This is a genomic window from Alienimonas chondri (assembly GCF_013036045.1).
Taxonomy (GTDB): Bacteria; Planctomycetota; Planctomycetia; order Planctomycetales; family Planctomycetaceae; genus Alienimonas; species Alienimonas chondri.
Genome location: NZ_WTPX01000024.1, coordinates 21,096 through 44,003, shown reverse-complemented (window position 1 = coordinate 44,003; position 22,908 = coordinate 21,096). Strand labels below are relative to the sequence as shown.

Genomic DNA, 22,908 nt, shown 5'->3' with positions numbered 1-22,908 from the left:
GTGCGACCCTCCACCGCGGCCCCGGCGAGCGCCGGCGCCTTGGCCAGCCACGCGGCGACGTCGTTCACCGGACCGACGATCACCCGCCACCCCGGACCGCCGGACCGCGGGGTCGCGCGGCTGACGGCACGGGCGGGGTCGTCGGTCGCCGCTTCGAGCAGCAACACCAGGTCCGCCACCTGTCGAGCGGTCAGCGGCTTCGTGAATTCGACCGTCACCCGCTCCCTATCCGGGACGGGGCGGGGCGGATCGGCGGCGGCCGCGAGGGCGGCGTCCGTGGCGGAACGCAACGCGGCGTCGAATGCCTCCTGCGTTTCCGCCGCGGCGGCGGCTTCGAGGTGAACGCCGGCCGCCGCGAGAACCGCTGCCGCCCCTGTTCCGCCGGCGGAGTCCGACTTCGCGGCCCAGACCGGCGCCGTCGCCTCGACCACCGCCGGCACCCACGCTCCCCCGGACGCCACGAGCGGAATCGACGCCTCCTCCCCCGCTCCGTTCACAAGCGTGACCAGGCCCACTGTTTCCTCCTCGCCCTCCTCGACCTCCGATTCTGTCTCCGATTCGATCGCGGCCACTGGGGAGCGAGGCACGTCGGTCTGCACCGTCCACTGCTCCAAACCGCGGCGAAACACGGGATCTTCGAGGAGCACGGCGACGGTGCCGTCGATCAAGGCGGCGTCAGTCAGAGCCGCCGGGTCTTCTGACGAGGCCGGTCCGGCGGCGACCGCTCTCAGCAGCGGAGCCACCCATCCCGGTAAATCCACGCCCGGCGTGTCCCCCTGTTTGACCGCCTCCGTTTCGAGGAGAAAGGCCCGTTGACCGTCGATCACTCTGCCGAGCGTGCCCACCGCCTTCACCGCCGCGGCCCGTTGTTCCGGGTCGGCTTTCACCAAGGCTCGGCGGAGCGCCCCGACCGCCGCGATTGCCCCGGGCGGCAGCGATTCCCGCACGACGGTCGCATCTCCGGCGAGCAGCTCCGTCCGAATGTGCTCGGCGTAGCCGGCCTCCTCGGACGACGCGCGTTCGATCGGCGGCGGGGGAACATCGTTTCCACCCGTCGCACTCCCGGGATCGGGGGCGCCGGTTTTCGGCTCGGTCGTCGTGATCGGCGCCGGGGCCGCGGCGGGCGCCGGCTTCGGTTGCGGTTCGTTCCCTCCGCACCCGACGGCGCCGATCGCCAAGAGGGCTGAAAAAAAAAGCGTGGCGTGGGCGAATCTACGCATGGCGGGCGGCGGGGCCGCGGCCGTTGAGCGCGCGGTTCGGGGAGCGACGAGGCCGTCTTGTCGGGTTCGCCGGGCATGGTCTAGAACCCGACGACCTCCCGCAACGCGAAGGCCGCCGCGTGCGCAAGCACAGCCCCCGTTCCCGCTACTCCGCCCTCTGTCCGCTTCTCGCGGCGGGGGTCCTCATTGGCTGGACGACCGGGTGCGCGGGGCTCTCCGGCGTCCTTCCCCCCTTTGGTTCGTCTGCGGAGGCCGTCGCAGCGGCCGAAGACGCCGAACAGGACGGGCTGAAGGAAGGCTCGCCGGCGCCTCCCATCGCTCCGCCCGCGGAGTCGTTCCGTGAATCCAGCGCCTCGTCGACCGCGCAAACGATGCGCACGCCGGAGACCGAGGCGCTGATCGTCGAAGAATTGTCCCTCGCCCCCGCGGACGAACGCACCCAGCTGGCTGCGGAATGGTCCAAGCTGGATGAGGCGATGGTCGAGCAGGTGATCCGCATTCGCCGCATGGTACGCCAGTTGGATCAGAACGCGGCACGGCCTGAGTTCGCCGCCTCCGCGACGGGGGCGCCGCTCTCCGGTTCGTCGGATCGCTTGGCGCCTGCGCCGGTGGACACGCCGTTCGCGGCCTCGGAGCACGGCCGCGTATTCGCGGGCGGTCCCGAACAGTTGCCGGTCGAAATCTCCCAGCCGGCCCGCTTGACTGATTCGCAAGTTCGCCCCGCCGCCTACATGGCGCCGGCCCCGCCGATCGATCGCGCCGATGCCCCGCGTCCTCGCGGTAGCTCGCTGTTCCCCGGCCTGCCGCCCGGGGCGGAGTCGGCGGCGGCGCAAGAGCCGACCCCGCTGGTTCCGCCGCCGCGTCGCGAAGGACAGCCGACTCGCGTGGCGGAGGCGTTGCCCTCGTCCGCGGCGCTGATGTCGCCCTCCGCGATGGGGCGGGATCAGAACTCCGCGAGTCCTCTCTACGACCCCGGCCCGACCGGGTTCGGCGGCGAGCAGATGCTTCCGGACTCCCCTGTCGACGACTTCGACGGTCGCCTCGATGCGCTCGAACAGACGGCTCGCCGTCGCGCCAGCCGCGCCGCGGAGGCCGTTCGCAACGCCGTCACTTCCGAAGAGAAACGCATCGCGGAGCGGCAGCGGGCCGAGGCGGAGATTCACCTCCGTCTGCTGCATCTCATCGCCGGCGAGCATGGCCGAGCGTTGGAAGCGGTGCCCGGTCTGCCGCCGGCCGAGCAGGAATTCTGGCAGAACGCCATCTGGGCGCTGTCCACGGAGATGGATATCGACTCGATTCCCGACCCGGCCGATCGAGCGACCCACGCCGTCGCCGCCCTCCGCGTCGCGGCGTTGAAGCTCTCCGAGAAGGCGAATCTATCTCTGAAAGACGTGAACTTCTGCCACCGCGTCGACAGCTTCGGCAACGTCCAGACGTTCGAGCGGGACGAGTTCACCCCGAACGAACCAGTCCTGATCTACGCCGCGGTCGAGAACTTCACGAGCGAACGCACGTTGGAAGGCCGCTTCCGCACGGTGCTTCGCAGCAAGGTGGAGATCTTCCGTGCCGGCGGGACGGAACTGGTGGAGACCCTGCCGCTGGACAAACCGATGACGGAAGACCTCTGCGACAATCACCGTCAGGACTACTTCCTGATCTACGAGCTGAAGATCCCCGCCCGCATCGGCCTCGGACCGCACGTCCTGAAACTGACCGTCGAGGACACCCTCGGCAACGCCACCGCCGAGACGGAATTGAACTTCACGGTGCGGTGACCATTCGCTGAAGGCGAGCGGAGGGCGTCAGCCCTCTGAGATCAGGGGTCGACATGGACTCCGCTGCAAACCCTCAGCAGGCTGACGCCTGCCGCTCGCCACGCAGGTACGAAAAACGCCCCCGGAGCGAACTCCGGGGGCGTCTTCGATTGATGGCGGGGACAGGATTCGAACCTGCGACCTCGAGGTTATGAGCCTCGCGAGCTACCTGGCTGCTCCACCCCGCGTCATTGGGTGCCGCGAGTGAGTCGGTCGGGACCGGTCTCTCGCGGAAACACATCCTACCCCTCGGACGCGGTTCGGCAACCGAGGTTCGCGCGGAAATCGTCAATCAGCAAACTTTGTCCCGCAGGCGGGCCAGGAGGTCGCGGAGACCGGCCTCCGCGGCCGGCTTCTCCGGCAGCGTGGAGCGATCGCGGGCCGCTTCCAGCTCCTCCGTCAGACGGTCGAGCGTCGCCGACCGCTCCTGCACCTCCGCTGTGGAGAGCAACTCCTTCTCCGCCCCGGCTCGTTTGCGGGCGATCAGGTCCGCCACGCCGGGCAGCGGGTGATCTTCCAAGAGCGTCGGCAGGTTGGCTTCGACCCTCCCGGTTTCCATCAGATGGATGCCGGTCAGCAGGACGCGGTACAGGTACAGCAGCGGTTTGAGCCGCGGCGGGTCGTGCTTGCCGAGCAGATTCCGCTGCGTCCGGGCGAAGCCGAGGTAGTGCCGGGCGTGCCCGCGGGTGACGCAGTCCTCGGCCAGCGACCGCAGTTCGGCCAGCGCCGGCGTCTCCAGCACGACCAGCGGCGAGCACACCTGTTCGAGGACGTACCCGTTCGGCCGCAGCATCAGGACGAAGAACTTCGCCGCGTCGTGCGTGACGAGATCGATCTCCAACCCGTCGATGACCGCGGTCGAATCGACCGTGTCCCGCGGCTTCCCGCGACGACGGGGCGTGCGTTCGCCGGGCGGCAAGAGATGAACGCCGCGGAGGTCGACGTCGCTGTCGGCCGAGGGGAAGCCGTACAGATGCGCCCCGCTGACGGTCGCGAACGCCAGCGGATACGGGTGATTCTCCACCGCGGCCTGCACCGCGGGGAGACTGCTCAGATCGTGGGGGTGCGGATTCACGGCAGATCCTTCGACTTCGCGGCGAGCCGACGGGCGTGAATGAGGAACGCATCGACCTCTTCCACGTCTGGCGTTGCCGGGAGAGGACTGTTCCGCAGCGCCAGATCGAGGCCGGACGACCACTCCGCCCGCAACTCGTCCACCTCTTCCAACGACTTCTCCCCACGGCGAACGCCCAGCAGCACGTCGCGGTGTGGGCCGACATGCACCGGGAATCCGTCGCCGGCAAGCGCCTTCGCCCCGGTCGCCAGCAGCCGCAGGCAATGGGCGGCGTGCTTCCAGTTGATGGGCTTCCTCGCCTCGGTCCGGCGACGCAGCTTGGCGAACTGCTGCTCGGCGTAGCCTCCGCAGGTGGCGTGCAATCGCTTCGAGAGGAACACGGTTCGCAGTTCCAGCAACTCTCGGCCGAGCGGCGTGGCCTGTTCGACCAGCGGCGTGAACAGGCATTCCAGCACGGTGGGATTCGCCTTGAGGGCGAGCCGCAGGAACTTTTGCAGCTCCCACGCCATCCACTCGATCGGGTCCTCCTTCAGCACCTCCGGTACGCCGTCGAGCGACCAGTGCTGATCGGCCGTCGGCAGGAAGACGCCGCGGCGGTCCGTATCGCTGTCCGTTCCGTCCAACCCGTAGGCCCGCGAGCCGATCACGACCCGCAGGATCTGACGATCGAACATCGGATGGAGCACGGCGGAGGGCATTGGAAGGAGGGTCAGAGTCGAGGATCGACCGGCTCGCTTTCCAGCGCCAGCACGGCGAATGCCGGCGGGTGGACCCGGCAGAGCGGCTCCCGGTTCACGAATCGCGTCAGCGATTCGATCCCGAGGGCGAACTCCCGCAGGGCCAGCCCGCGTTTCCGGCCCAGCGAGCGGTCCCGCAGCCGTTTGAGGTTCCGCGGTGCCAGGTAGTGCGGGCCATAGATGAGCCGCAGATACTCCCGGCCCCGCACCTTGACCCCCGGTTGGAGCAGCGTGCGACCGTCGCGTTGGGTGAAGCCGGCGGGCTTCACCACCATCCCCTCCCCGCCCGCCGCGGTGGCCGCTTCCCACCAATCGGTCGCCTCCGCGATCGCGGTCGGGTCGGCGGGATCGAGGAACCGTCGGCTCGTCCGCAGGAACAAATCCCCGCCCGCCTCGCACAGTCGGTCCAGCCGGTCGAGGTGCCAGCGGTGGGGGCGCTCGTGGTTCACGCGGCCCTCATGGGCGAGCAGGTGGAAGGGGGCCAGCCGCACGCCCTCCAGGCCGTTCAAGTCTCGGACGTACTCCCGCAAGGCGACGCGGTATTGCAGAAGATCCTGGTGGCGGTCACGGAGGCGGTCCGCGTCCTCGGCGAGATCGACGCCGCGCTCGATCGCCCGGGCTAGTGCGTCCGCGGCGGCCCCGGTCGCGGCGAGGCCCGCGGCGGCGGTCGGGGCGAATTGGCCGCGGATCAGCGAGTCCGCTTTCAGGTTCCACGGCAGCAGTTCGGCGTCGAGGCAGAGCCAATCGCTGTTCAACTCGTCCCACAGCCCGGCGGTCGTGACGGCGTCGCGGACGCGATTGAGGAATTCGGAGTGCTGTTCCGCGTCGTTGAAGAAGCGACGGCCGGTTCGCGTCCAGCACTCGCCGATCGACCCGTCGGTGACGTTGAAGCGTGCCGCGGCGGCGTCCGCGTCGCGGCAGACCACCAGCAAGGCCCGGCTGCCCATGTGCTTCTCCTCGCAGACGACCTCTTTCACCCCGGCGGAGGCGTACAGCGAGAACGCCTCCGCCGGATGCTCGAGGAATGCATCGAGCTGGGAGGCGGCGCAGGGACTCATCGTCGGCGGAAGGTGAATGAGCCAGCGCGGGTCGACGCCGTGACGGGCCATTACTTCCAGCGCCGCGGCGGATTGCTCCGCCCGCACGGTGATGCGGCCCATCAGTTCGGTTTCGACGCCGTTCTTCCCAAGCAAATCCGCTGCGTCCGGCAGGGCCCCGCCGGCGGGGTCGTCGGGGAACGGCGAGGGAAGCGGGCCGCCGCGGTCGTAGTGCGTCTTCGCCGCGGGGATTTGGACGATCTCCCGCTCCGGCCAGCGGAGCGCGGACAGCTCCCCGCCGAAGACGCAGCCGGTGTCGAGGTTCAGCACATTGTTCCGCCAGACCGCGGCGCTCACCGCGACGTGCCCGTGCACGACCGCCGCGCCGCCGGCGTAGTTCGCCGCCCAATCGAGCCGCTCGGGAAACCCTTCCTCCGTCACCCGCCCGGTGGTTTGGCCGTACAAGCAGAACTCCCGTACCGCACCACTGCCCCGGCCGTGCATCGCCTCGGGGAGGCCTGCATGAGCGACGACCAAGCCGCCGCCGTCCAGCACGAGGTGGGAGACCAGCCCGTCGAGGAAACGCGTGGCGGACTCCCGGAACGGCTCCCGCCGGGAGTCCGGCAGGGAGTCGATTTGAGTCAATGTCTCATCCAGGCCGTGCGAGCGGCGCACGTTCCTCCCGCGCAAGGCCCGCACGAGCTTCGCGTCGTGGTTGCCGGGCACGGCATACGCCTGCCCGGCGTCGCACATTGCCATGGCGGTCTCGATCACGCCGACGCTATCCGGGCCGCGATCGCCGAGGTCGCCCAGGAAGATCGCTTTGCGGCCCTTCGGGTGGACGAAGCCGGCGGTCGCGTGCGGCTCGTAACCCAGCGTCGCCAGCAAAGCTCGCAGTTCGTCCATGCAACCGTGCACGTCGCCGATGATGTCGAACGGGCCCGCGTCGGCCTGATGGCGACGGCAGTACAGCGGCACGCGGGCGATGGTCGCCGCGTCGATCGTCTCCGGCTCCTTCAGCACCCAGGTGTGGCGGAACCCTTCGCGGCGGAGGTGCTTGAGGCTGCGCAGCACGTCGCGATGCTGGTTCCGCACGACGCGGGTCGAGAAGCGGCGATCCTCGCGGCCGGCGTGGCGTTCGAGGCAGACGTCCGCCGGCGGGGCCAGCACGATCGCGACGGGGATCGCGTGATGGGCGCGAGCCAAGGCGACTGCTTTGGCGCGATCCTCGCGCCGAGTATGGGTGGCGTCGATGACTGTTAGCCGTCCGCGTTTCAGCCGTACGCCGGCGAGGTGGAATAGAGCTTCGAAAGCGTCCTCAGTGGCGGATTGGTCGGCTTCGTCGTCCGCCACCCAGCCGCGGAAGGCGTCGCTGCTGAGGACTTCCGTCGAGCGAAAATACTTCGCCGCGAAGGTCGATTTGCCGGAGCCGCTGGCCCCGACCAGACAGACCAGCGACAGGTCGGGCAGTTCGATCTTCATCCGTCCTCCCCCGTCTCCGCCGCTCGAGTCGATGTCTTGGTGAAGATCGCCATCTGCGACGGCGGGCCGTGGTCCGGGTGTTCCTCGCCGACGGGGCGTCGCTCGACGGCGTAGCGGTGCCGGGCGGCGACCGCGTCGGTCCACGCGGCGAACTCCGCACGATCCCATTCGAAGCGGTGATCGGCATGCCGAAACGTGCCGGCGGGGAGCGCTTCCCAGACGGCGTTGTACTCCCGGTTCGGCGTGGTCAGAACCACCACCTTCGGGGCCGCACAACCGAAGACGCTGGCCGCCACGAGGTCCAGCCGATGCGGGTCGAGGTGTTCGATCACCTCGCAGAGCGCCGCGGCGTCGAAGCCAGACAGCCGATCGTCGCGGAGCGTCAGCGAGCCTTGGATCAAGGTCACGCGCTCCCGGCGATCGCTCCGGTCGAGCTTCAGCCGCTCTTCCGTGCGGGCGAGCTGCGGCGCCGAAACGTCCATCCCGAGGATCCGGGTGAACCGCGGCTCCGCGATCAATTTGCGGAGCAGCTTCCCCTCTCCGCAGCCGAGATCGACGACGGAACTGATCCCGCGGGCCGGTTCGGCCAGCACGTCGCGGATCGCGTCGAGCCGCAATGTGTGGAGCTTGGGAAGGCGGACGCGCGGCTGCTTGGCGGGCGCGACCTCGCCCCCCTCCTCATTGGAAGCGTCCGGTTCCTCTTCCGTCGACTCGTCGGCGAACGCGGCGTCCAGCCGTTCGAGGGCTTCGGCGATCAGGGAGGGCTTTCGCTTCAGACTGAAGGCGACGAGTTTGTCACGCAACGGATGCTCCGCGAGCCATTCCCCGCCGCGGCGGACCAACTGTTCAACCTCCGCATCGCCGATGAAGTGATGCCGATCGCCCTCCAACGCCGGCAGCAGCACGGCGAGGTGATTGAGGACGGCGGGGATCGGCTGCCGGCCGGTCAGCGTGACCTGGTGCACCGCGGAGTCGCCCCATTCCGGCCGCTCGGGATCGAGCGGTGGTGCCGCGAAGTCACAGGAGTAGCCGAGCGGCTCGAACGCGGCGCGTACCGCGTCTGGCCCGCCGCGGCAGGGCAGCGCCGGGACTGAGACGGTCACCGGCCAGTCTTCCGTCAGGCGTTCGGTCTTCTCCTTCGCTCGCCCGCCCAACGCGGAGTTGAAGCAGCGCCCGATCGCGACGGACAGCAAGCTCCCCGCGAGGTACGGCTTCGCATCGGCGTAGCCTCCCCCGTTCCCGTGCTTCATCGCGTCGCGGGCCAGTTTGACCGAGTCCGGTTCCAGCAGCAGGCAGACCTCGCAGCGGTCGTCGGTCGCCTCCGGGTAGAAGACTGTCGCTTCGCCGACGGAGAGCGACTTCCGAAACACCCGCTCCGGGTGTTTTTGCAGCAGGTAGCCGAGGTCGGCGGCCTGCGGCGCGGTCGTAGCGAGGGAGAAGAACACGGGGCGGCGGACACCGGGGGACGGAGCGACGTTCGGGCGGCTCAGAACTCCGCGTGGCCGGGGGTGCGGGGGAAGGGGATGACGTCGCGAACGTTCTGCATGCCGGTGACGAGTTGCACCAGCCGTTCCAGCCCCAGCCCGAACCCGGCATGCGGGACGCTGCCGTACGTCCGCAGTTCGACGTACCACCACAGGCTCGCCGGATCGATGCCCTGAGCCTTCATGCGGGCGACCAGCACGTCTTCCCGCTCCTCCCGCTGGCTGCCGCCGACGATTTCGCCGACGCGCGGGACCAGCACGTCCATCGCCCGGACAGTCTCGCGGCCCTGCTCGTCTGGTTCGTTCACCCGCATGTAAAACGGTTTGATGCCGACCGGGTAGTCGTGCACGATCACCGGGCGTTTGAAATGCGTCTCCGTGAGGAAGCGTTCATGCTCCGTTTGGAGATCGTGGCCCCACTCGACCGGGTACTCAAACGATTCTCCGCTGCTCTTCAGGAGGTCGATCGCCTCCGTGTACGGCAGGCGGACGAAGGCGTGGTCAGCGATCGCGTCGAGGGTCTGCGGCAGCGTTTTGTCGATTCGCTGGGCGAAGAAGGCCATGTCCTCTTCGCAGCGCGCTCGCACTTCGGCGACGGTCGTTTTGACGAACGCCTCGGCGAGGTCCATGTCCCCTTCGAGATCGCAGAACGGCACTTCCGGTTCGATCATCCAGAACTCCGCGAGATGCCGCGGGGTGTTGCTGTTCTCCGCTCGAAAGGTCGGGCCGAAGGTGTACGTTGGGCCAAGGCTCGTGGCGTACACTTCCGCTTCCAACTGCCCGCTGACGGTCAACCCAGCGTGCTTGCCGAAGAAATCCCTCACAAAATCGCCCCCCGCGGCGGCCTCTGCCAGCTTCGCGGCTTGCAGGGCCGTCACGGTGAAAACCTCCCCGGCGCCCTCGCAGTCGTTGGTGGTGATGATCGGCGTGTGTGCCCAGAGGAAGCCGCGGTCCTGGAAAAACTCATGGATCGCGTGGCTCAAGCGGTTCCGCACCCGGGCGACGGCGCCGAACGTGTTCGACCGCGGCCGCAGGTGGGCGATCTCACGCAGATACTCGAAGGAGTGCCGCTTCTTCTGTAGCGGATAGCGGTCCGGGTCGGCGCCGCCGGGGACGGCAAAGTCGCTCACCCGCAATTCGACGCGCTGGTTTTTTCCCTGCGAAGCGACGATTTCGCCGGTCGCGACGAGGCTCGCACCGGTGGTGATCGGGGTCGCCCGCTCGGCGAAGTCCGGCAGGTCGTGCGGCAGGACGAGTTGCAGGTTCGACAGGCAGCTCCCGTCGTTCAGTTCGACGAACGACAGCCCCGCTTTGCTATCCCGCCGGGTCCGAACCCAGCCGCGGACGACCGCAGAATCGCCCGGCTGGGCATCGGCCAACAGGGCGGCGACGGTCGGCCCCGGCGAGAGCGGGCTGACGGTGGCGGGGGGAGCGGTTGAGGGAGCGGACATCGAACGGTTCTGCGGTCTCGGCGATTCGGGCGTGGGAGCGAGTGTAGCGGGCGGTTGGTTGTCGGCCCGCGCGAGCCGCACTAGAACGGGACGATCCGTTCGATTCCGCTCGCAGACCCGTTCCGCCGATGTCACGCCCGCCGCTTCTGGTTTTGACCCTCGCGCTGCTGTGGGCGTTCGCTCCCGCCGTGCCGGCGCTCGGACAGGACGAACCCGCCGCCGAGCCGACTCCGGACACCCCCGCCGGCAGTCCCGAGGCCGACGCTCCACAGCAGGAAGTCACCCCCGACGAAAAGACCGACGACGAACAGCCGCCGGCCGAGGAACCCGCTGCCGACAAGCCCGCGACGGACGCTTCCGAGAAGCCCGCGGCGGACGAGCCGGACGCGGAGGCTGAGTCGAAGATCACGCCGGAATTGCTGGTCGAGAACCTCGAAACTCCGACCGGCCTGGCCATCGCTCCGCAGAGCGGCGATGTGATGATCGCCACCCGGTGGGGCGTGTATCGCTACGTCCCGCAAACGCACGCGATCTTCATCGAGGTCGAGGGCTACGACGTGCCGGACACGATCGGCGAGGACGGCGAAATTGAGATCGGCCCGCTGTCGCTGGCGTTCTACGGCGACAGCGAACTGGTCGTCGGCGGCGGCAGCGCCCCGGAGGGGGAGGAACTGGTGCAGACGTTCGAGATCGGCCTCGAACCCCGCGGCGACGACGCTCAGATTCAGGATACCGATACCGTGCAGACCGCCGGCCCGGTCGACGCCGCGACCGCCGGCGGCGAAGGCGCCGGGAACTTCACCGGCGTGCTGGTCGGCGAGAAAGGCGTGTACGTCTCCACCTCCGGCACGACCCCCAAGGGCTGGATCCTGAAGGTGCCGACGGAAGAAGGGAAGTTCGGCGAGATCGAACCCTTCATCGCCACGTCGGACGTCGCCAAGGTCGGCGGTCCCGGCCCGATGGCGTGGGACGGCGACGGCAACCTCGTCGTCGGTCTGTGGGGCGGCGCCATGCCCGGCGACGACGCGATCGGCGTGTTCAACGACGCCGGCGAACTGCGGGCCGTCTACAAAGGCGACATCGGCGAATTCGGCGGCATGGCCTACAGCCCCAAGACGAACGCCCTGTACGTCACCGACATGGGCCTCTCCACCGATCGCGGCGGGCTCTATAAGGTCACGCTGGCCGATGAGAAGATCCAGGCGGAGAAAATCCTCGCGCTCGACAAGCCGGCTGGCCTCGCGTTCTCGAACGACGGCAAGCTGTACCTCACGACGCTCGGCACGCCCGAAGAGGGCAAGACCACGCCGGACGGCGAAGAGTTCAGCCCCGGCGCCCTGCATCTCATCGACGCCGGCCTCTGAGCCGCCCTCTGGGCCGCTCTTTGCCCCGTCGACAGAAGTGACGCGTCCCGGATCTTCCGCAGGTCCGGGACGCGTTCGTTTGCGCTTCGCGCGATTGCGGCCGTGGAAGTGCCGGCCGTTCGCTTCTACGATGCGACCCACGGGTCCATCCACCCGCTTGTTCGCACATCGAACCGCTTTCCATACGCTCAATGACCGCCGTCGCCGAACCGACCTCGTCCGCCCCCGCTTTCCTCCGGGTGGGTAAGCCCGCTCCCGAGTTTGAAGTCACCGCCTACGATCGCCGGAAAGACGGCGACGAGGACGCGCAGTTCCCCACGATCAAACTGTCCGACTATCGCGGCAAGTGGGTCTGCCTGTTCTTCTACCCGCGGGACTTCACCTTCGTCTGTCCGACGGAGATCGTCAGCTTCAACACCGCCTTGGACGAGTTCGAAGACCGGGACTGCGAAGTCCTCACCGGCTCGACCGACAGCGAGTTCACCCACAAGGGCTGGTGCGACTCGCACGAGGATCTCGGCAAGTTGAAGTTCCCGATGCTGGCGGACACGAACCAGAACGTCGCCCGCAGCTACGGCATCCTCGACGAAGACGCCGGTTTGGCGAACCGCGGGATCTATCTGATCGACCCGAACGGCGTGATCCGCTGGATGGCGGTGCACGATCTGTCCGTCGGCCGGAACGTGGAGGAAGTGCTGCGTGTGCTGGACGCGCTGCAGACCGATAAGCTCTGCCCCTGCAACTGGAAGGCCGGCGAAGGCACGCTGAACTGAGCCTCGTTCCTGACGCGGAGGCCCGGCCGGGCCTCCGCGTTTCACGGCTGCATTCCTTTCGATTCACCGCATGCGCATTCCCCCCCTCCCCGAAAGCGAAGCCACCGATAAGGCGGCGCAAACCTACGAGCGTCTCCGCGAGATGCTCGGCGTCGATTCGGTCCCGGAGGCGTTCCTCTCGCTGGGCCGCGCGGAGGCGTTGCTCGGCGACTTCTATATGAACTTCAAGAAGTTCATCTGGAAGGACGGCAAGCTCGATCGCCGGACGAAACTTTTGATCGCCCTCGCCGTCGCGTTGAAAGAGGGGAACGGCGTTTGGGCGGATTGCTACACGGAGTTGGCGTCCGCGGAAGGCGTGACCGAGGCGGAGGTGACCGACGTCGCCGCGCTGGTCGCCACGAACGCGACGTACAACACGTTCTTTAAGTTTCGCACGCTCTCCGGCACCGACCTGTTCGACGGTCTGCCGGTCGGTCTGCGTGCTCATGCCTTCCAGACGACGGCATTCGACGACAAGACGGTCGAATTAATTAATACCGCCGTCTCCGATCTCAACGCCTGCGAACCCTGCGTCGCCGGTCATGTGAAGAAGGCTCGGGCACTGGGGTTGGAGCCGGAGGCGATCCTCGAAGCGATCCAGGTGACGTCCGTGGCGTACAGCGGCGTTCAGTTCACCAAGTCCGCGAAGTCCTGATCGAGTCGGCGCGATGAGCCTCGAACGCGACGACGAGAGCCCCCCCGGCGGCTCCACGAAATTCCCCCCGCCCGGGGACGTTGAAGACGGTTCCGCGGAGGGCGGCGGCGTCGGCACGGTCGCGCCGCCTCGTACGGCTCGCGGGCGGGATTGGGCCGCGCTCCGGCAGTTCAGCGTGTTCTTGGAGAACCGCGTCGGCAAACTCGCCGACCTAACTCGCACCGTCGAGAACGCCGGTCTGCGGATCGTCGGTCTGTCGATTCAGGACAACAGCGACTCCGCCGTCGCCCGCTTGATCGTGGACGACTACGAACGGGCCCACGAGCTGTTCGATCTGTCCGAGTTCTGCACGTTCGAGTCCGACGTGATCGCGGTCGAATTGCCGGATGTCCGAAGTCCCGTCACCGATGCCTGCCGCACGCTGCTGCGGGCGGAACTCGACGTCCATTACGCCTACACCATCGCCCTGCCCGACACCCCCCGCGGCGGACTAGCGATCTACGTCGATGATGTGGACCTCGCCTTGGACGTCCTCGGGAACAGTCGGTTGACGGTGGTGACCGAGGGCGACCTGAAGTCTCGCTTCGAGTGACCGGCGCCGCGCAGGCCGCCCCGCGGAACTCCCGGAGCTGGTGGGTTCGTCCATTGAAATGGGCGCTGACGGCGGCCGTGCTGGCGTTCGTTTGCTGGCGAGCCATGGGGCTGTGGGAAGACGCGGCGCGGCGCCCGTTCGATCTTCGACCCGGCTGGCTGCTTCCGGCCGGGCTGGCCTATCTCGCGGGCTGGCTGCCCAGCGTGTGGGTCTTTCGCTTGCTGCTGTCCCGGTCCGGCCAGCGCGTCGGTCCGCTCGATACAGCGAGAGCCTACTACTGCGGGCACCTCGGCAAGTACGTCCCCGGCAAGGCGCTGGCGCTGGTGATCCGCGGCCGGTTGATCGTCGGCCGGGGCGGGACGCTCGGCGTGGGCGTGCTCGCGGCGGGGCTGGAAACGCTGATTTCGATGGGCGCCGGTGCCGCGGTCGGGGTGGCGTTGTTGCCCTGGTGCCTGGCGGGGACGGAGGTCAGCGACGAACTCGATCAGCTGCCGGCGGTCGGCTTCCTGTTGGCTCGTCCTTGGATCGCCGTCCTCCTCGTCGCGGTCGGAACGGCGGCCGCCCTGCCCGTGCTCGCGGCGCTCTTCACGCGGCTCGCGGCGAAGCTGGCGCCTCCCGAAGCGCGCGCCTCCGTGCGGTTTTCGCCCGCCGTTCTGGCCGCGGGACTGGCCGCCTGTTCGCTCGGCTGGGTCGGCCACGGCGTCAGCCTTTGGTGCTGCGTGCGGGCGGTCGGCGGGGCCGCGACGCTCGTCGATCTCCCCGCCTGCATCGGAGCGGCGGGCCTGGCGACGGCTGCTGGGTTTGCCGCGGTGTTCGCACCCGGCGGCGTCGGCGTGCGGGAGGCGATTCTAATCGAAACGCTCTCGCCGCGACCCGGCGTGGGGGCGGCGGCGGTCGCGGCGGCGGTCGTGCTGCGACTGGTCTGGCTGGCAAGCGAGTTGTGCGCGGCCGCAGCCCTGTACTACGTTCGTGGGGTTCCGCCCCCCAATTCTCCCACCGCCGATGCTGTCGATCCTCGTTCCGGTCTATAACGAGCGGGACAGTCTTGTCGAATTACATCGACAGGTAACGGAGGTCTGCGAGGAGAACGATCTTCGCTTTGAACTGATCTTCATTGACGACGGCTCCCGCGACGGATCCTGGGAGATCATCGACGGGCTGGCCGCGTCGGACAAACGCATCAGCGGCGTGCGGTTCCGTCGAAACTTCGGCAAGGCCGCCGCACTCACCGCCGGCATGCGGGCCGCCAGCGGCCGGCTGCTGATGATGATGGACGCCGATCTCCAGGACGACCCCGCGGAGATCCCCGCTCTGCTGGCCAAGCACGAGGAAGGCTACGACGTGGTCAACGGCTGGAAGGAACGCCGGCTCGACCCGTTCGGCAAGACGTTCCCCAGCAAGGTCTTCAACGGTCTCGTCGGACTGCTGACGGGACTCAAACTGCACGACCACAACTGCGGCCTGAAGCTGTTCACCGCGGACGTGGCCAGCGAAATTCGCATCTACGGCGAACTGCACCGGTTCATCGCCGTGCTGGCCCATGCCCGCGGGTTTTCGGTCGCGGAGCAGAGCGTCAACCATCGGGAACGAGTCCACGGCCATAGCAAGTACGGCCTCCGCCGCTTCCTGCGGGGGCTGCTCGATCTCCTGACGGTCACGTTTCTCACCGGCTACGGCCAACGTCCTCAGCACCTGTTGGGGGCGATCGGCCTGGGAGCCTTCGGCGTCGGGTTCGTGGGCCTCTTTTACCTCGCCGTCACTTGGGTGCTGATGCGGTTCGGGGTCGGCGACCTCACGCCCATCGGCGACCGGCCGCTATTGCTCTATTCGATTGCCGCCCTGCTGCTCGGGGCACAGGCGTTGAGCCTCGGTCTGCTGGCTGAACTGGTCGTCAGTTACGTCACCCGCGACCGCGACGCTTACAGCGTCAAGGAACGGACGCGGGACCGGGACGAGATCGCTGACACGTCGCATCCGGAAGGGGCGGTCATCCGCGAGTCGCTCCAACGCGGTCCGGCGGTGGAGAGCCGTCCCTGAAGCTCGGCGCTACTCGCTCGGGATGAGGAACAGCTCGCCGAGGACGAGGTCGCCCGCGATCAGCGATTCGCCCGGTCGCAGCTCCCCCGCGGCGACGCGCTCCTCCAGAAAGCCCGGCGTCACCCGCCGATCGAAGCCGTAGCTGTCTCGGTAGCGGGCGATTTCCGCCCAATTCACCGCGACGGCCGTGACGTTCTGCGGCAGGGCTGCATTCGGGTCGGCCAGCGGCGCCTCGTTCCAGACGGTCGCATAGATCGGGGTGAACTCCGCCCCGAAGACTTGCGCCTCGCCGATCAGGATCACCGTGTCCTCCGGGCCGAATCGCTCGTTGAGGGCGGCGATGAGCGGGGCCGATCGATGCTCGATCACGATGCTGGCGACTTCGGGGTCAGAGGCGAACGGCACCTGTCCCGCCGCTCCGCCGACGCACAAAGCCAGGTTGAACAACGCCCCGCCGCCCGCGGCGGCCCAAGCGGTGACTCGCACCGGGCGATCCTCCCGCGTCGTGGCCCACCGCAGCCCGGCTCCGGCCAGCACGCACCCGGCCGGCAAGAGCGGCGCCCAGAAGCGATCAATGCGGTGCGTGAGCAGATACCAAACGACAACCAGCCCCCCCAACGCCGCCGCGAGCCACGCGGCCCGCCCGGAACGAATGAATCCGGCGAGCGGGGCGAACGCGATGACCAGCGAGGTGTGATAGGTGTCCAGCCCCAGTGGCTGCCCCAGCCAAAGCGGCCAGCGTGCCGGCGACCAATCCGGCGGGGCGTGGGCGGAGACCCAGCGGGCGTTCGTCGCGGCGTCCCAGCCGCTTCCGCCGAATAGGTTCCACAGCAGCGGGAAGACCGGATTGCCGGTCTCGATCAGGTTCTTGAGGAGCCACGGACCGGCGAAGAGGGCGAAACCGCCGGCAAATGTGGCCAGCTTCGTCCATCGTCGGTCCGCGACGATCAGCGCCGTAGCCGCCGGCGCCGCGATCAGCAGCAGGGCTGGATACTTGCAGCCGAACGCCGCCCCGGCGAGCAATCCGGCCAGCAGCGCCGGCCGCCACGATCGCTGACGCCGCCGTCGCACCGCGATCGTCACCGCGAGCAGCGTGAGCGCGGCGTACGCGCACAACGCTCCCTCCGCGTAAGGGTGCAGGGTCAATCGCACGGCCCAAGGACTGGTGAGGAACGCCGCCGCGGCGAACCATCCACACCCGCGGCCGAACAGTCGTCGCGCGACGCACCCCGCCGCCAACGCTGCCAGCGGCACGAACCCGGCGAGCGTCGCCTGCCCCGCCAAGGCCCCGATCCGCCAGTCTCCGCACAGGTGCATGCAGAGCAGCGTGAGCATCTCCGTCCCCGCCGGCATCTGCGTGTAGACGTTGTGCGGCAGCCGTTCGATCTCGCCCGCCTCAAACCACTCCTTCGGCCCTTGGAGGTGATATTCGCGTGCGTCGAACTCCGTGGTGGGCACCGTGGAGCCGAGGGCGATCAGCAGGAGAAATGGGGCGACGGCGAGGGCGGCGATCCAGAACGGCTGGGTGTTCTGCGGCAGGTGCAGCCAATAGGACGGGTGAAGCTTGCCCCAGAATCGTCCTGGCAGCTCCGATCTAAGCAGCATGAAGAATGGCACGCCGATACCGAGACCGAAGACTACTCCGCTTAGGAAGCGACCTCCGCCGTAGACTCCCGCGATGAAGGTCAGCAGCGATATCCAAGCCGAGCCGAGCCCAAATTTGAAACCCGTCCGCTCCGCCGTGCTCGCTCTCCGGAAACGCAAATTCGCGAACGCGATTTCGCCAAGCAACCACGCCGCCGCCCAGACCGCGGCTGCCGTCCCCCACGCCTTCCACCGCCACGGGTGGAAAACCCCGCCAAAACTCGACGGCAACTCCTCATCGCCCTCCAAAAACTGTTCCGGCACGAGGAGCATGCCGCCAGCGACGCTCGCGCGGGTGCCGGCAGGGTCGGGCAGGTCGCGGGTGAAGAACCAGAGGCTCGCCGCGAGGGTCCACGCCGCGGCGACCCACGGAACCCACGGGCGGTTCCTCACGCTCTGAATCATCAAGACGGAAGCGTCGGCGGGCCGGCGTCATGCCAGTCGAAGCCGAGGTCCAGCGCGACGGCGGAGTGCGTCAGCGCCCCGATGCTGATCCGGTCCACGCCGCTCTCGGCGATCGCCCGTACGGTGTCGAGGTTCACCCCGCCGCTGGCCTCCAGCTTCACCGTCGAGTCGGCGGCGTCCCGCTCGCTCACGGCCTGCGCTAGCTCGGCGGGCGGGAGGTTGTCGAGGAGAATCACGTCCGGCTCCGCCGGCAGCACGGCGGCGAACTGGTCGTGCCGGTCCACCTCTACGATCAGCAGCGCCCCGGCGGGCAGTTCGCCCTTCACCCGCCGCACGAGATCGCCGAGGTCGCCGCTCTCCCCGGTCCGCTCTCGCCACGCGGCAAGGTGGTTGTCCTTCACGAGACAGGCGTCGTGCAGGCCCATCCGATGGTTCGCCCCGCCGCCGCAGCGGACGGCGTACTTTTCGAGCTGTCGGTAACCGGGGTGCGTCTTCCGCGTGTCGAGGATCGCGGCGTGCGTGCCTTCCACCGCCTCCACGAACTGTCGCGTCAGCGTGGCGACGCCGGAGAGGTGCGTGAGGAAATTGAGAATCGTCCGCTCCGCCGTTAGCAGATCGCGGACCGGGCCGAACAGGCTGGCCACGACGCTGCCGGGGTGCAGCGCCTCCCCGTCCCGGGCGATCGGCAGCAGTTCCAGCGGGGCGTGGCCCGTCCGCTCGGCGACGGCGGGCAGGATGCGCTCGACGATCGGCAGCCCGGCCAGCACGCCTGTGGCGCGGCTCTTCACGTCGCACCCGCCGACGGCGTCGGCCGGAACGAGCAGCCGACTGGTCAGGTCGTCGCCGTTCGGTCCGAGGTCTTCCTCCAAAGCCAGCGCAATCAGCGCGTCGGCGGCGCGGGCGTCGCTTTCTTCGAAGACGGGGGCGGCGTAAGCGGGAGTCTCAGCGTTCACCCCCGCATCCCATCGACAATGCGTCAGGATGGCAATGCCTGCGGTCCGTCGGGCCGCGATACACTCCGCGCCCCGCCCCCCGCTTATGAAATGAACCAATGATCGTCGGCGTGCCCGCGGAGACCAAGTCGGATGAGTACCGCGTTGCGATGCTGCCCAGCGGCGTGGAAGACCTGACCGCCGCCGGCCACCGCGTACTAATCGAAGCGGGGGCGGGGGTCGGCAGCGGGATCGAGGATGCGGAGTACGCCGCCTGCGGAGCCGAACTCGTCGCGTCGGCCACGGACGTCTGGGGCGAAGCGGATCTGATCGTGAAGGTGAAGGAACCGCTGCCGGCGGAGTGGCCGCTGATGCGGCCCGGCCAGATCGTCTTCACCTACTACCACCTTGCCGCGAGCCGCGAGCTGACGGAGGCCGTCCGCGACAGCGGGGCGACGGCGGTGGCCTACGAGACGCTCCGCGGTCGAGCCGGCGATCTGCCGCTGCTCACCCCCATGAGCGAGGTCGCCGGACGCATGAGCATTCAGCAGGGGGCGAAGTTCCTCGAACGTCCGCAGGAAGGCCGCGGCATCCTGTTGGGGGGCGTGCCGGGGGTGCCGCCGGCGTACATCGTGATTCTCGGCGGCGGGGTGGTGGGCAAGAACGCCGCGAAGATCGCGGCTGGTTTCGGAGCCGAGGTGCGGGTGCTGGACGTCAACCCGGACACGATGCGGCACCTGGGCGACGTGATGCCGGCGAACGTCATCACGGTGCATTCCGACCGCCACAACGTGCGTGCGGAAGTCTTGAAGGCGGATCTGGTGATCGGCGGGGTGCTGATCCCCGGGGCGAAGGCGCCGAAGCTGGTCACCGCCGACGACGTGAAGGCGATGAAGCCGGGGTCGGTGGTGGTCGACGTGTGCATCGATCAGGGCGGGTGCTTCGAAACGAGCCGTCCGACGACCCATGCGGAGCCGACCTACATCGTCGACGGGGTCGTCCATTACTGCGTGGCGAACATGCCGGGCGCCGTGGGACGCACCAGCACGTTCGCCCTGTGCAACGTGACGTTTCCGTACGTCCGCCGGATCGTCTCGCAGGGACTGGCGGCCGCTTGCGCCGCCGACCCGGGTTTGCGGGAGGCGGTGAACTGCCACGGCGGAGCGATCACTCACCGGCCGGTCGCGGAGACATTCGGCCTGCCGTGCGAGGAGTTCGCTGCGTGATGGGTCGGCGAGCGGCTACCCTGTCCGCATCGCCGCTCCGATTCGCCGCCGCCGCACGCTGCATCTGCCGGTCACGCTCAGCGTGGTCCTGCTGGCGCTGAACGTCGCGCTGATGATCGCCTGGATCATCGTGCTCTCGCGCACGCTGTACATCACGGCGCTCACGGTCGGCACCGTGCTGTTCGCGTTAGTGCTGGTCGGCTCGACGGCCTATCTGGTCCTCAGCATCAAAGCGGTGCGGCTGCACGCTCGGCAGGTGAACTTTGTCGACAGCGTGACGCACGAGCTGAAAACGCCCTTGGCGGCGGCCAAGCTGTACCTGGAGACGATGCAGCTTCGCCCGGACATGCCCGCGGAGAAGCGAACGGAGTGTCTGGAGGTGATGGCGTCGGAGCTCAACCGGCTGGAAGACCTCATCACGCAGATTTTGGAGGTCGGCCGCTTGGAGCGGTTGGGGATGGGTGTGGAGGTGGAGGACGTGGACGTCGCCCCCCTACTCCGCCGGGCGATGACCACGGCGGCCGCCCATCACAAGTACGACCCGGACGAGATTTTTACGGCCGACCTGTCGCCGGTGATCGTGCCGGCCCGGCGGATGGTGCTCGAAACGATTTTCGGCAACCTGCTGGACAACGCCGTCAAATACGGAGGCCAGGACGGGGCGCCGCCGCGCGTGACGGTGGAGGTGCTGGAACGACGCGGCCGGGTCGTCACGCGGATCGCCGACGACGGCGCCGGCGTGCCCGCGGAGTTCCGCAAGAAGATCTTCGACCTGTTCTATCGGGGCGGAAACGAGTTGGAGCGCACTCGCCGAGGGACGGGGCTGGGCCTATACATCGTGCGTACGTTAGTCACGCTGCTGCACGGCAAGGTGCGAGTGTTCGACCGGGCCGACGGCCCCGGCAGCGTGTTTGAAGTCGATCTGCCGGGGATTCGTCGATGAGTTCATTCACCCTCCCTTCCCGCGGCGCCCTCTCGGGCGACTTGCGGGGCAACGGCGATCGAACGCCGCGACTGCTGGTCGTGGAGGACGAACGCGCGATCGCCGAGGGGCTGCGATTCAACTTCGAGGCCGACGGCTTCGCCGTCACCGTCGCCGGCGACGGCCCGACGGCCCTCGCCGCGTTTGAGGCGGCCAAGGGCGATGGACGAAACGGAAACGGATTCGACGGGATCATCCTCGACCTGATGCTGCCGGGGATGAGCGGCTACGAGATTTGCCGCACGATTCGCAGGACGGACCCCGCGGTCCCGATTCTGATGCTCACGGCCCGCACCCTCACCGAAGACAAAATCGGCGGGTTCGAGGCGGGGGCGGATCAGTATCTCACCAAACCGTTCGTGTTGCCCGAACTGCTCGCTCGGGTGCGAGCGATGCTCTCCCGGCCGCGCCCGACGCAGCCCGTGGAGGAACCTTCGGGGCGAGAACCCGTGCAGTCCTTCGGCGCGGTGACGATCGACTTCGACGCCTTCCGCCTGACCGTCGCCCGCGGCGAGAAATCGCGGACCCACGATCTCACGACGCAGGAGGCGGCGTTGCTGCGATTGTTCGCGGAGAACCCCGGTCGCGTCCTTTCGCGGCAGGAGATCCTGCGGAAAGCCTGGCCGTCGGACGCGGACGTGACGGCTCGCACGATCGACAACTTCGTCCTTCGCCTGCGGCGGATGCTGGAGCCGGATCCGGCCAACCCGAAATACTTGGTCAGCGTGCGGGGGACCGGCTACCGGTTCGAGCCCGGAGAGGCGACGTAAGTCCCTATTCGGTCTACGTTTGCGGAGTGACGGAAAGGTGACGGAGGCGTGACGGGTTGCTGACGGCGGAATCGAGGCGTTTGCCTACTGTATTAGCCGAAGTGACACCGGGATCGCGGCCCACCTCGTGGAAGCCACAGCCGTCCCGGTCCGCCGCCGAACCCAAGAGTTGACCGCCCAATGCCCGCCGCCCTCGCCCCGAAGACTTCGTCTCCCCGCCCCTCCGTCCAGCACGCCCCACAGGCGGTCGTTCGACCGAAAAATGCGGATGCGAAGTTGCAGGCCGCGGCGAAGCGGGAACGGGCCGAAGCCGATCGTGAGCGGATCTACGATTCGTTCAACAGCAAGCATCTGTGGCGGCGAATCAGCTGGCCGGTGCTGATTTGGATCACGGCGATGCACGTCGGCGCCGTCGCCGCGTTCTTCTTCATCACCTGGCAGGCCGTCGCGGTCGCGGTCGGCCTGCACTGGCTGACGCTGTCGATCGGCATCTGTCTCGGCTACCACCGCTTCCTCTCCCACAAGAGCATGAAATTGCGGACGCCCGCGGAGTTCTTCGTGCTGCTGTGCGGCGTGCTCAGCGGCGAAGGTTCCCCCCTCACCTGGGCCGCCACCCACCGCCTGCACCACCACCGCAGCGACCAGCCCGGCGATCCGCACTCCCCGCACACCGACCACGACGACGGCTGGTGGGCCCACATCTACTGGCTGTTCCTCGACCGCAGTAGTCGCGACACCCAGCTACTGTACGAGAAGTACACGCCGGAGTTGAAGGATCGCCCGATGCTTCAGTTCTTCGAGAAGACCTACGGTCTGTGGATGGTGCTGCCCGGCGTGGTCCTCTACGCCGTCGGCGGCATGCCGATGCTGCTGTGGGGGCTGTGCGCCCGGATGACCTACGCCTATCACAGCACGTGGTTCGTGAACTCCGCCACGCACCTGTGGGGCTACCGGAACTACGAGACCCGCGACGAGAGCAAGAACCTCTGGTGGGTCGCCGTCCTCAGCTACGGCGAGGGCTGGCACAACAACCACCACGCCCACCCGTCCAACGCCCGGGCCGGCCACAAGTGGTACGAACTGGACCCGACGTTCTGGGTCATCAAGGCCCTGAAGGCCACCGGCATCGCCTACGACGTGAAAGACAAAGTGCCCGCCCCCGCGAAGGCGTAATCGGTTCGCGGCATCG

19 protein-coding genes and 1 tRNA gene are annotated in these 22,908 nt (G+C 68.2%); 11 read left to right on the top strand and 9 right to left on the bottom strand.

The genetic code is table 11. The annotated features are described in order from the left end of the window. A partial coding sequence (locus LzC2_RS05765; RefSeq protein WP_171184704.1) for a hypothetical protein occupies window positions 1-1,220 on the bottom strand: 1,220 nt, incomplete at its 3' end. Window positions 1,221-1,339: 119 nt separating this feature from the next. Between LzC2_RS05765 and LzC2_RS05760 the strand changes: the two genes are divergently transcribed. Beyond that, window positions 1,340-2,995, top strand: coding sequence for a hypothetical protein (locus LzC2_RS05760; RefSeq protein ID WP_171184702.1), 1,656 nt, complete (start codon window positions 1,340-1,342; stop codon window positions 2,993-2,995). A 153-nt stretch (window positions 2,996-3,148) separates the two neighbouring features. Here LzC2_RS05760 and LzC2_RS05755 read toward each other — a convergent pair. The 6 genes from LzC2_RS05755 to asnS all read right to left on the bottom strand — a co-directional run bounded on the left by LzC2_RS05755 (window position 3,149) and on the right by asnS (window position 10,300). Further along, window positions 3,149-3,222: transfer RNA gene (locus LzC2_RS05755), tRNA-Met, on the bottom strand. Window positions 3,223-3,326: 104 nt separating this feature from the next. Continuing rightward, window positions 3,327-4,109, bottom strand: a complete 783-nt coding sequence (locus LzC2_RS05750; RefSeq protein ID WP_315854546.1) for a nucleotidyltransferase domain-containing protein — start codon at window positions 4,107-4,109, stop codon at window positions 3,327-3,329. Continuing rightward, window positions 4,106-4,795 carry a nucleotidyltransferase domain-containing protein gene (locus LzC2_RS05745; RefSeq protein ID WP_171184700.1) on the bottom strand — a complete coding sequence of 230 codons (690 nt, stop codon included), beginning with the start codon at window positions 4,793-4,795 and terminating at the stop codon, window positions 4,106-4,108. Before LzC2_RS05745 ends, LzC2_RS05750 begins: the two co-directional genes overlap by 4 nt. A 23-nt stretch (window positions 4,796-4,818) precedes the next feature. Further along, window positions 4,819-7,365, bottom strand: coding sequence for a polynucleotide kinase-phosphatase (locus LzC2_RS05740; protein ID WP_171184698.1), 2,547 nt, complete (start codon window positions 7,363-7,365; stop codon window positions 4,819-4,821). Next, window positions 7,362-8,810 (bottom strand): 3' terminal RNA ribose 2'-O-methyltransferase Hen1, encoded by a 1,449-nt coding sequence (locus LzC2_RS05735; protein ID WP_171184695.1) that lies wholly within the window; start codon window positions 8,808-8,810, stop codon window positions 7,362-7,364. Before LzC2_RS05735 ends, LzC2_RS05740 begins: the two co-directional genes overlap by 4 nt. A 41-nt stretch (window positions 8,811-8,851) precedes the next feature. After that, on the bottom strand, window positions 8,852-10,300 hold the full coding sequence (gene asnS, locus LzC2_RS05730; protein WP_171184692.1) for an asparagine--tRNA ligase: 1,449 nt from the start codon (window positions 10,298-10,300) through the stop codon (window positions 8,852-8,854). Window positions 10,301-10,428: 128 nt separating this feature from the next. Between asnS and LzC2_RS05725 the strand changes: the two genes are divergently transcribed. The 6 genes from LzC2_RS05725 to LzC2_RS05700 all read left to right on the top strand — a co-directional run bounded on the left by LzC2_RS05725 (window position 10,429) and on the right by LzC2_RS05700 (window position 15,760). Then, on the top strand, window positions 10,429-11,664 hold the full coding sequence (locus LzC2_RS05725; RefSeq protein ID WP_171184690.1) for an SMP-30/gluconolactonase/LRE family protein: 1,236 nt from the start codon (window positions 10,429-10,431) through the stop codon (window positions 11,662-11,664). 191 nt (window positions 11,665-11,855) lie between these two features. Then, window positions 11,856-12,437 carry a peroxiredoxin gene (locus LzC2_RS05720; protein WP_171184688.1) on the top strand — a complete coding sequence of 194 codons (582 nt, stop codon included), beginning with the start codon at window positions 11,856-11,858 and terminating at the stop codon, window positions 12,435-12,437. Window positions 12,438-12,507: 70 nt separating this feature from the next. After that, window positions 12,508-13,131 carry a carboxymuconolactone decarboxylase family protein gene (locus LzC2_RS05715; RefSeq protein ID WP_171184686.1) on the top strand — a complete coding sequence of 208 codons (624 nt, stop codon included), beginning with the start codon at window positions 12,508-12,510 and terminating at the stop codon, window positions 13,129-13,131. 13 nt (window positions 13,132-13,144) lie between these two features. Then, window positions 13,145-13,723: an acetolactate synthase gene (locus tag LzC2_RS05710; protein ID WP_171184684.1), complete on the top strand. Its 579-nt coding sequence runs from the start codon at window positions 13,145-13,147 to the stop codon at window positions 13,721-13,723. Next, window positions 13,720-14,754 carry a lysylphosphatidylglycerol synthase domain-containing protein gene (locus LzC2_RS05705; RefSeq protein WP_171184682.1) on the top strand — a complete coding sequence of 345 codons (1,035 nt, stop codon included), beginning with the start codon at window positions 13,720-13,722 and terminating at the stop codon, window positions 14,752-14,754. The genes LzC2_RS05710 and LzC2_RS05705 overlap by 4 nt, the downstream gene beginning before the upstream one ends. Beyond that, window positions 14,726-15,760 (top strand): glycosyltransferase family 2 protein, encoded by a 1,035-nt coding sequence (locus tag LzC2_RS05700; RefSeq protein WP_171184680.1) that lies wholly within the window; start codon window positions 14,726-14,728, stop codon window positions 15,758-15,760. Before LzC2_RS05705 ends, LzC2_RS05700 begins: the two co-directional genes overlap by 29 nt. A gap of 9 nt (window positions 15,761-15,769) precedes the next feature. Here the strand turns inward: LzC2_RS05700 and LzC2_RS22770 are convergent, their stop codons facing one another. Further along, on the bottom strand, window positions 15,770-17,797 hold the full coding sequence (locus LzC2_RS22770; protein ID WP_171184678.1) for a glycosyltransferase family 39 protein: 2,028 nt from the start codon (window positions 17,795-17,797) through the stop codon (window positions 15,770-15,772). Window positions 17,798-17,808: 11 nt separating this feature from the next. Further along, window positions 17,809-18,762: a carboxylating nicotinate-nucleotide diphosphorylase gene (gene nadC / locus LzC2_RS05690; RefSeq protein ID WP_171184676.1), complete on the bottom strand. Its 954-nt coding sequence runs from the start codon at window positions 18,760-18,762 to the stop codon at window positions 17,809-17,811. Between the two features lie 98 nt (window positions 18,763-18,860). On the opposite strand from nadC, the gene ald reads away from it, so the two are divergent. The 4 genes from ald (at window position 18,861) to LzC2_RS05670 (ending at window position 22,892) form a co-directional block, all read left to right on the top strand. After that, entirely contained in the window at window positions 18,861-19,967 is a 1,107-nt protein-coding gene (ald, locus tag LzC2_RS05685; protein WP_171184673.1) for an alanine dehydrogenase, read from the top strand. A gap of 82 nt (window positions 19,968-20,049) precedes the next feature. After that, window positions 20,050-20,910: a sensor histidine kinase gene (locus LzC2_RS05680; protein WP_315854544.1), complete on the top strand. Its 861-nt coding sequence runs from the start codon at window positions 20,050-20,052 to the stop codon at window positions 20,908-20,910. Continuing rightward, window positions 20,907-21,719: a response regulator transcription factor gene (locus tag LzC2_RS05675; RefSeq protein WP_171184671.1), complete on the top strand. Its 813-nt coding sequence runs from the start codon at window positions 20,907-20,909 to the stop codon at window positions 21,717-21,719. Before LzC2_RS05680 ends, LzC2_RS05675 begins: the two co-directional genes overlap by 4 nt. 180 nt (window positions 21,720-21,899) lie before the next feature. Beyond that, window positions 21,900-22,892 (top strand): acyl-CoA desaturase, encoded by a 993-nt coding sequence (locus tag LzC2_RS05670; RefSeq protein ID WP_171184669.1) that lies wholly within the window; start codon window positions 21,900-21,902, stop codon window positions 22,890-22,892. Window positions 22,893-22,908 lie beyond the last annotated feature (16 nt).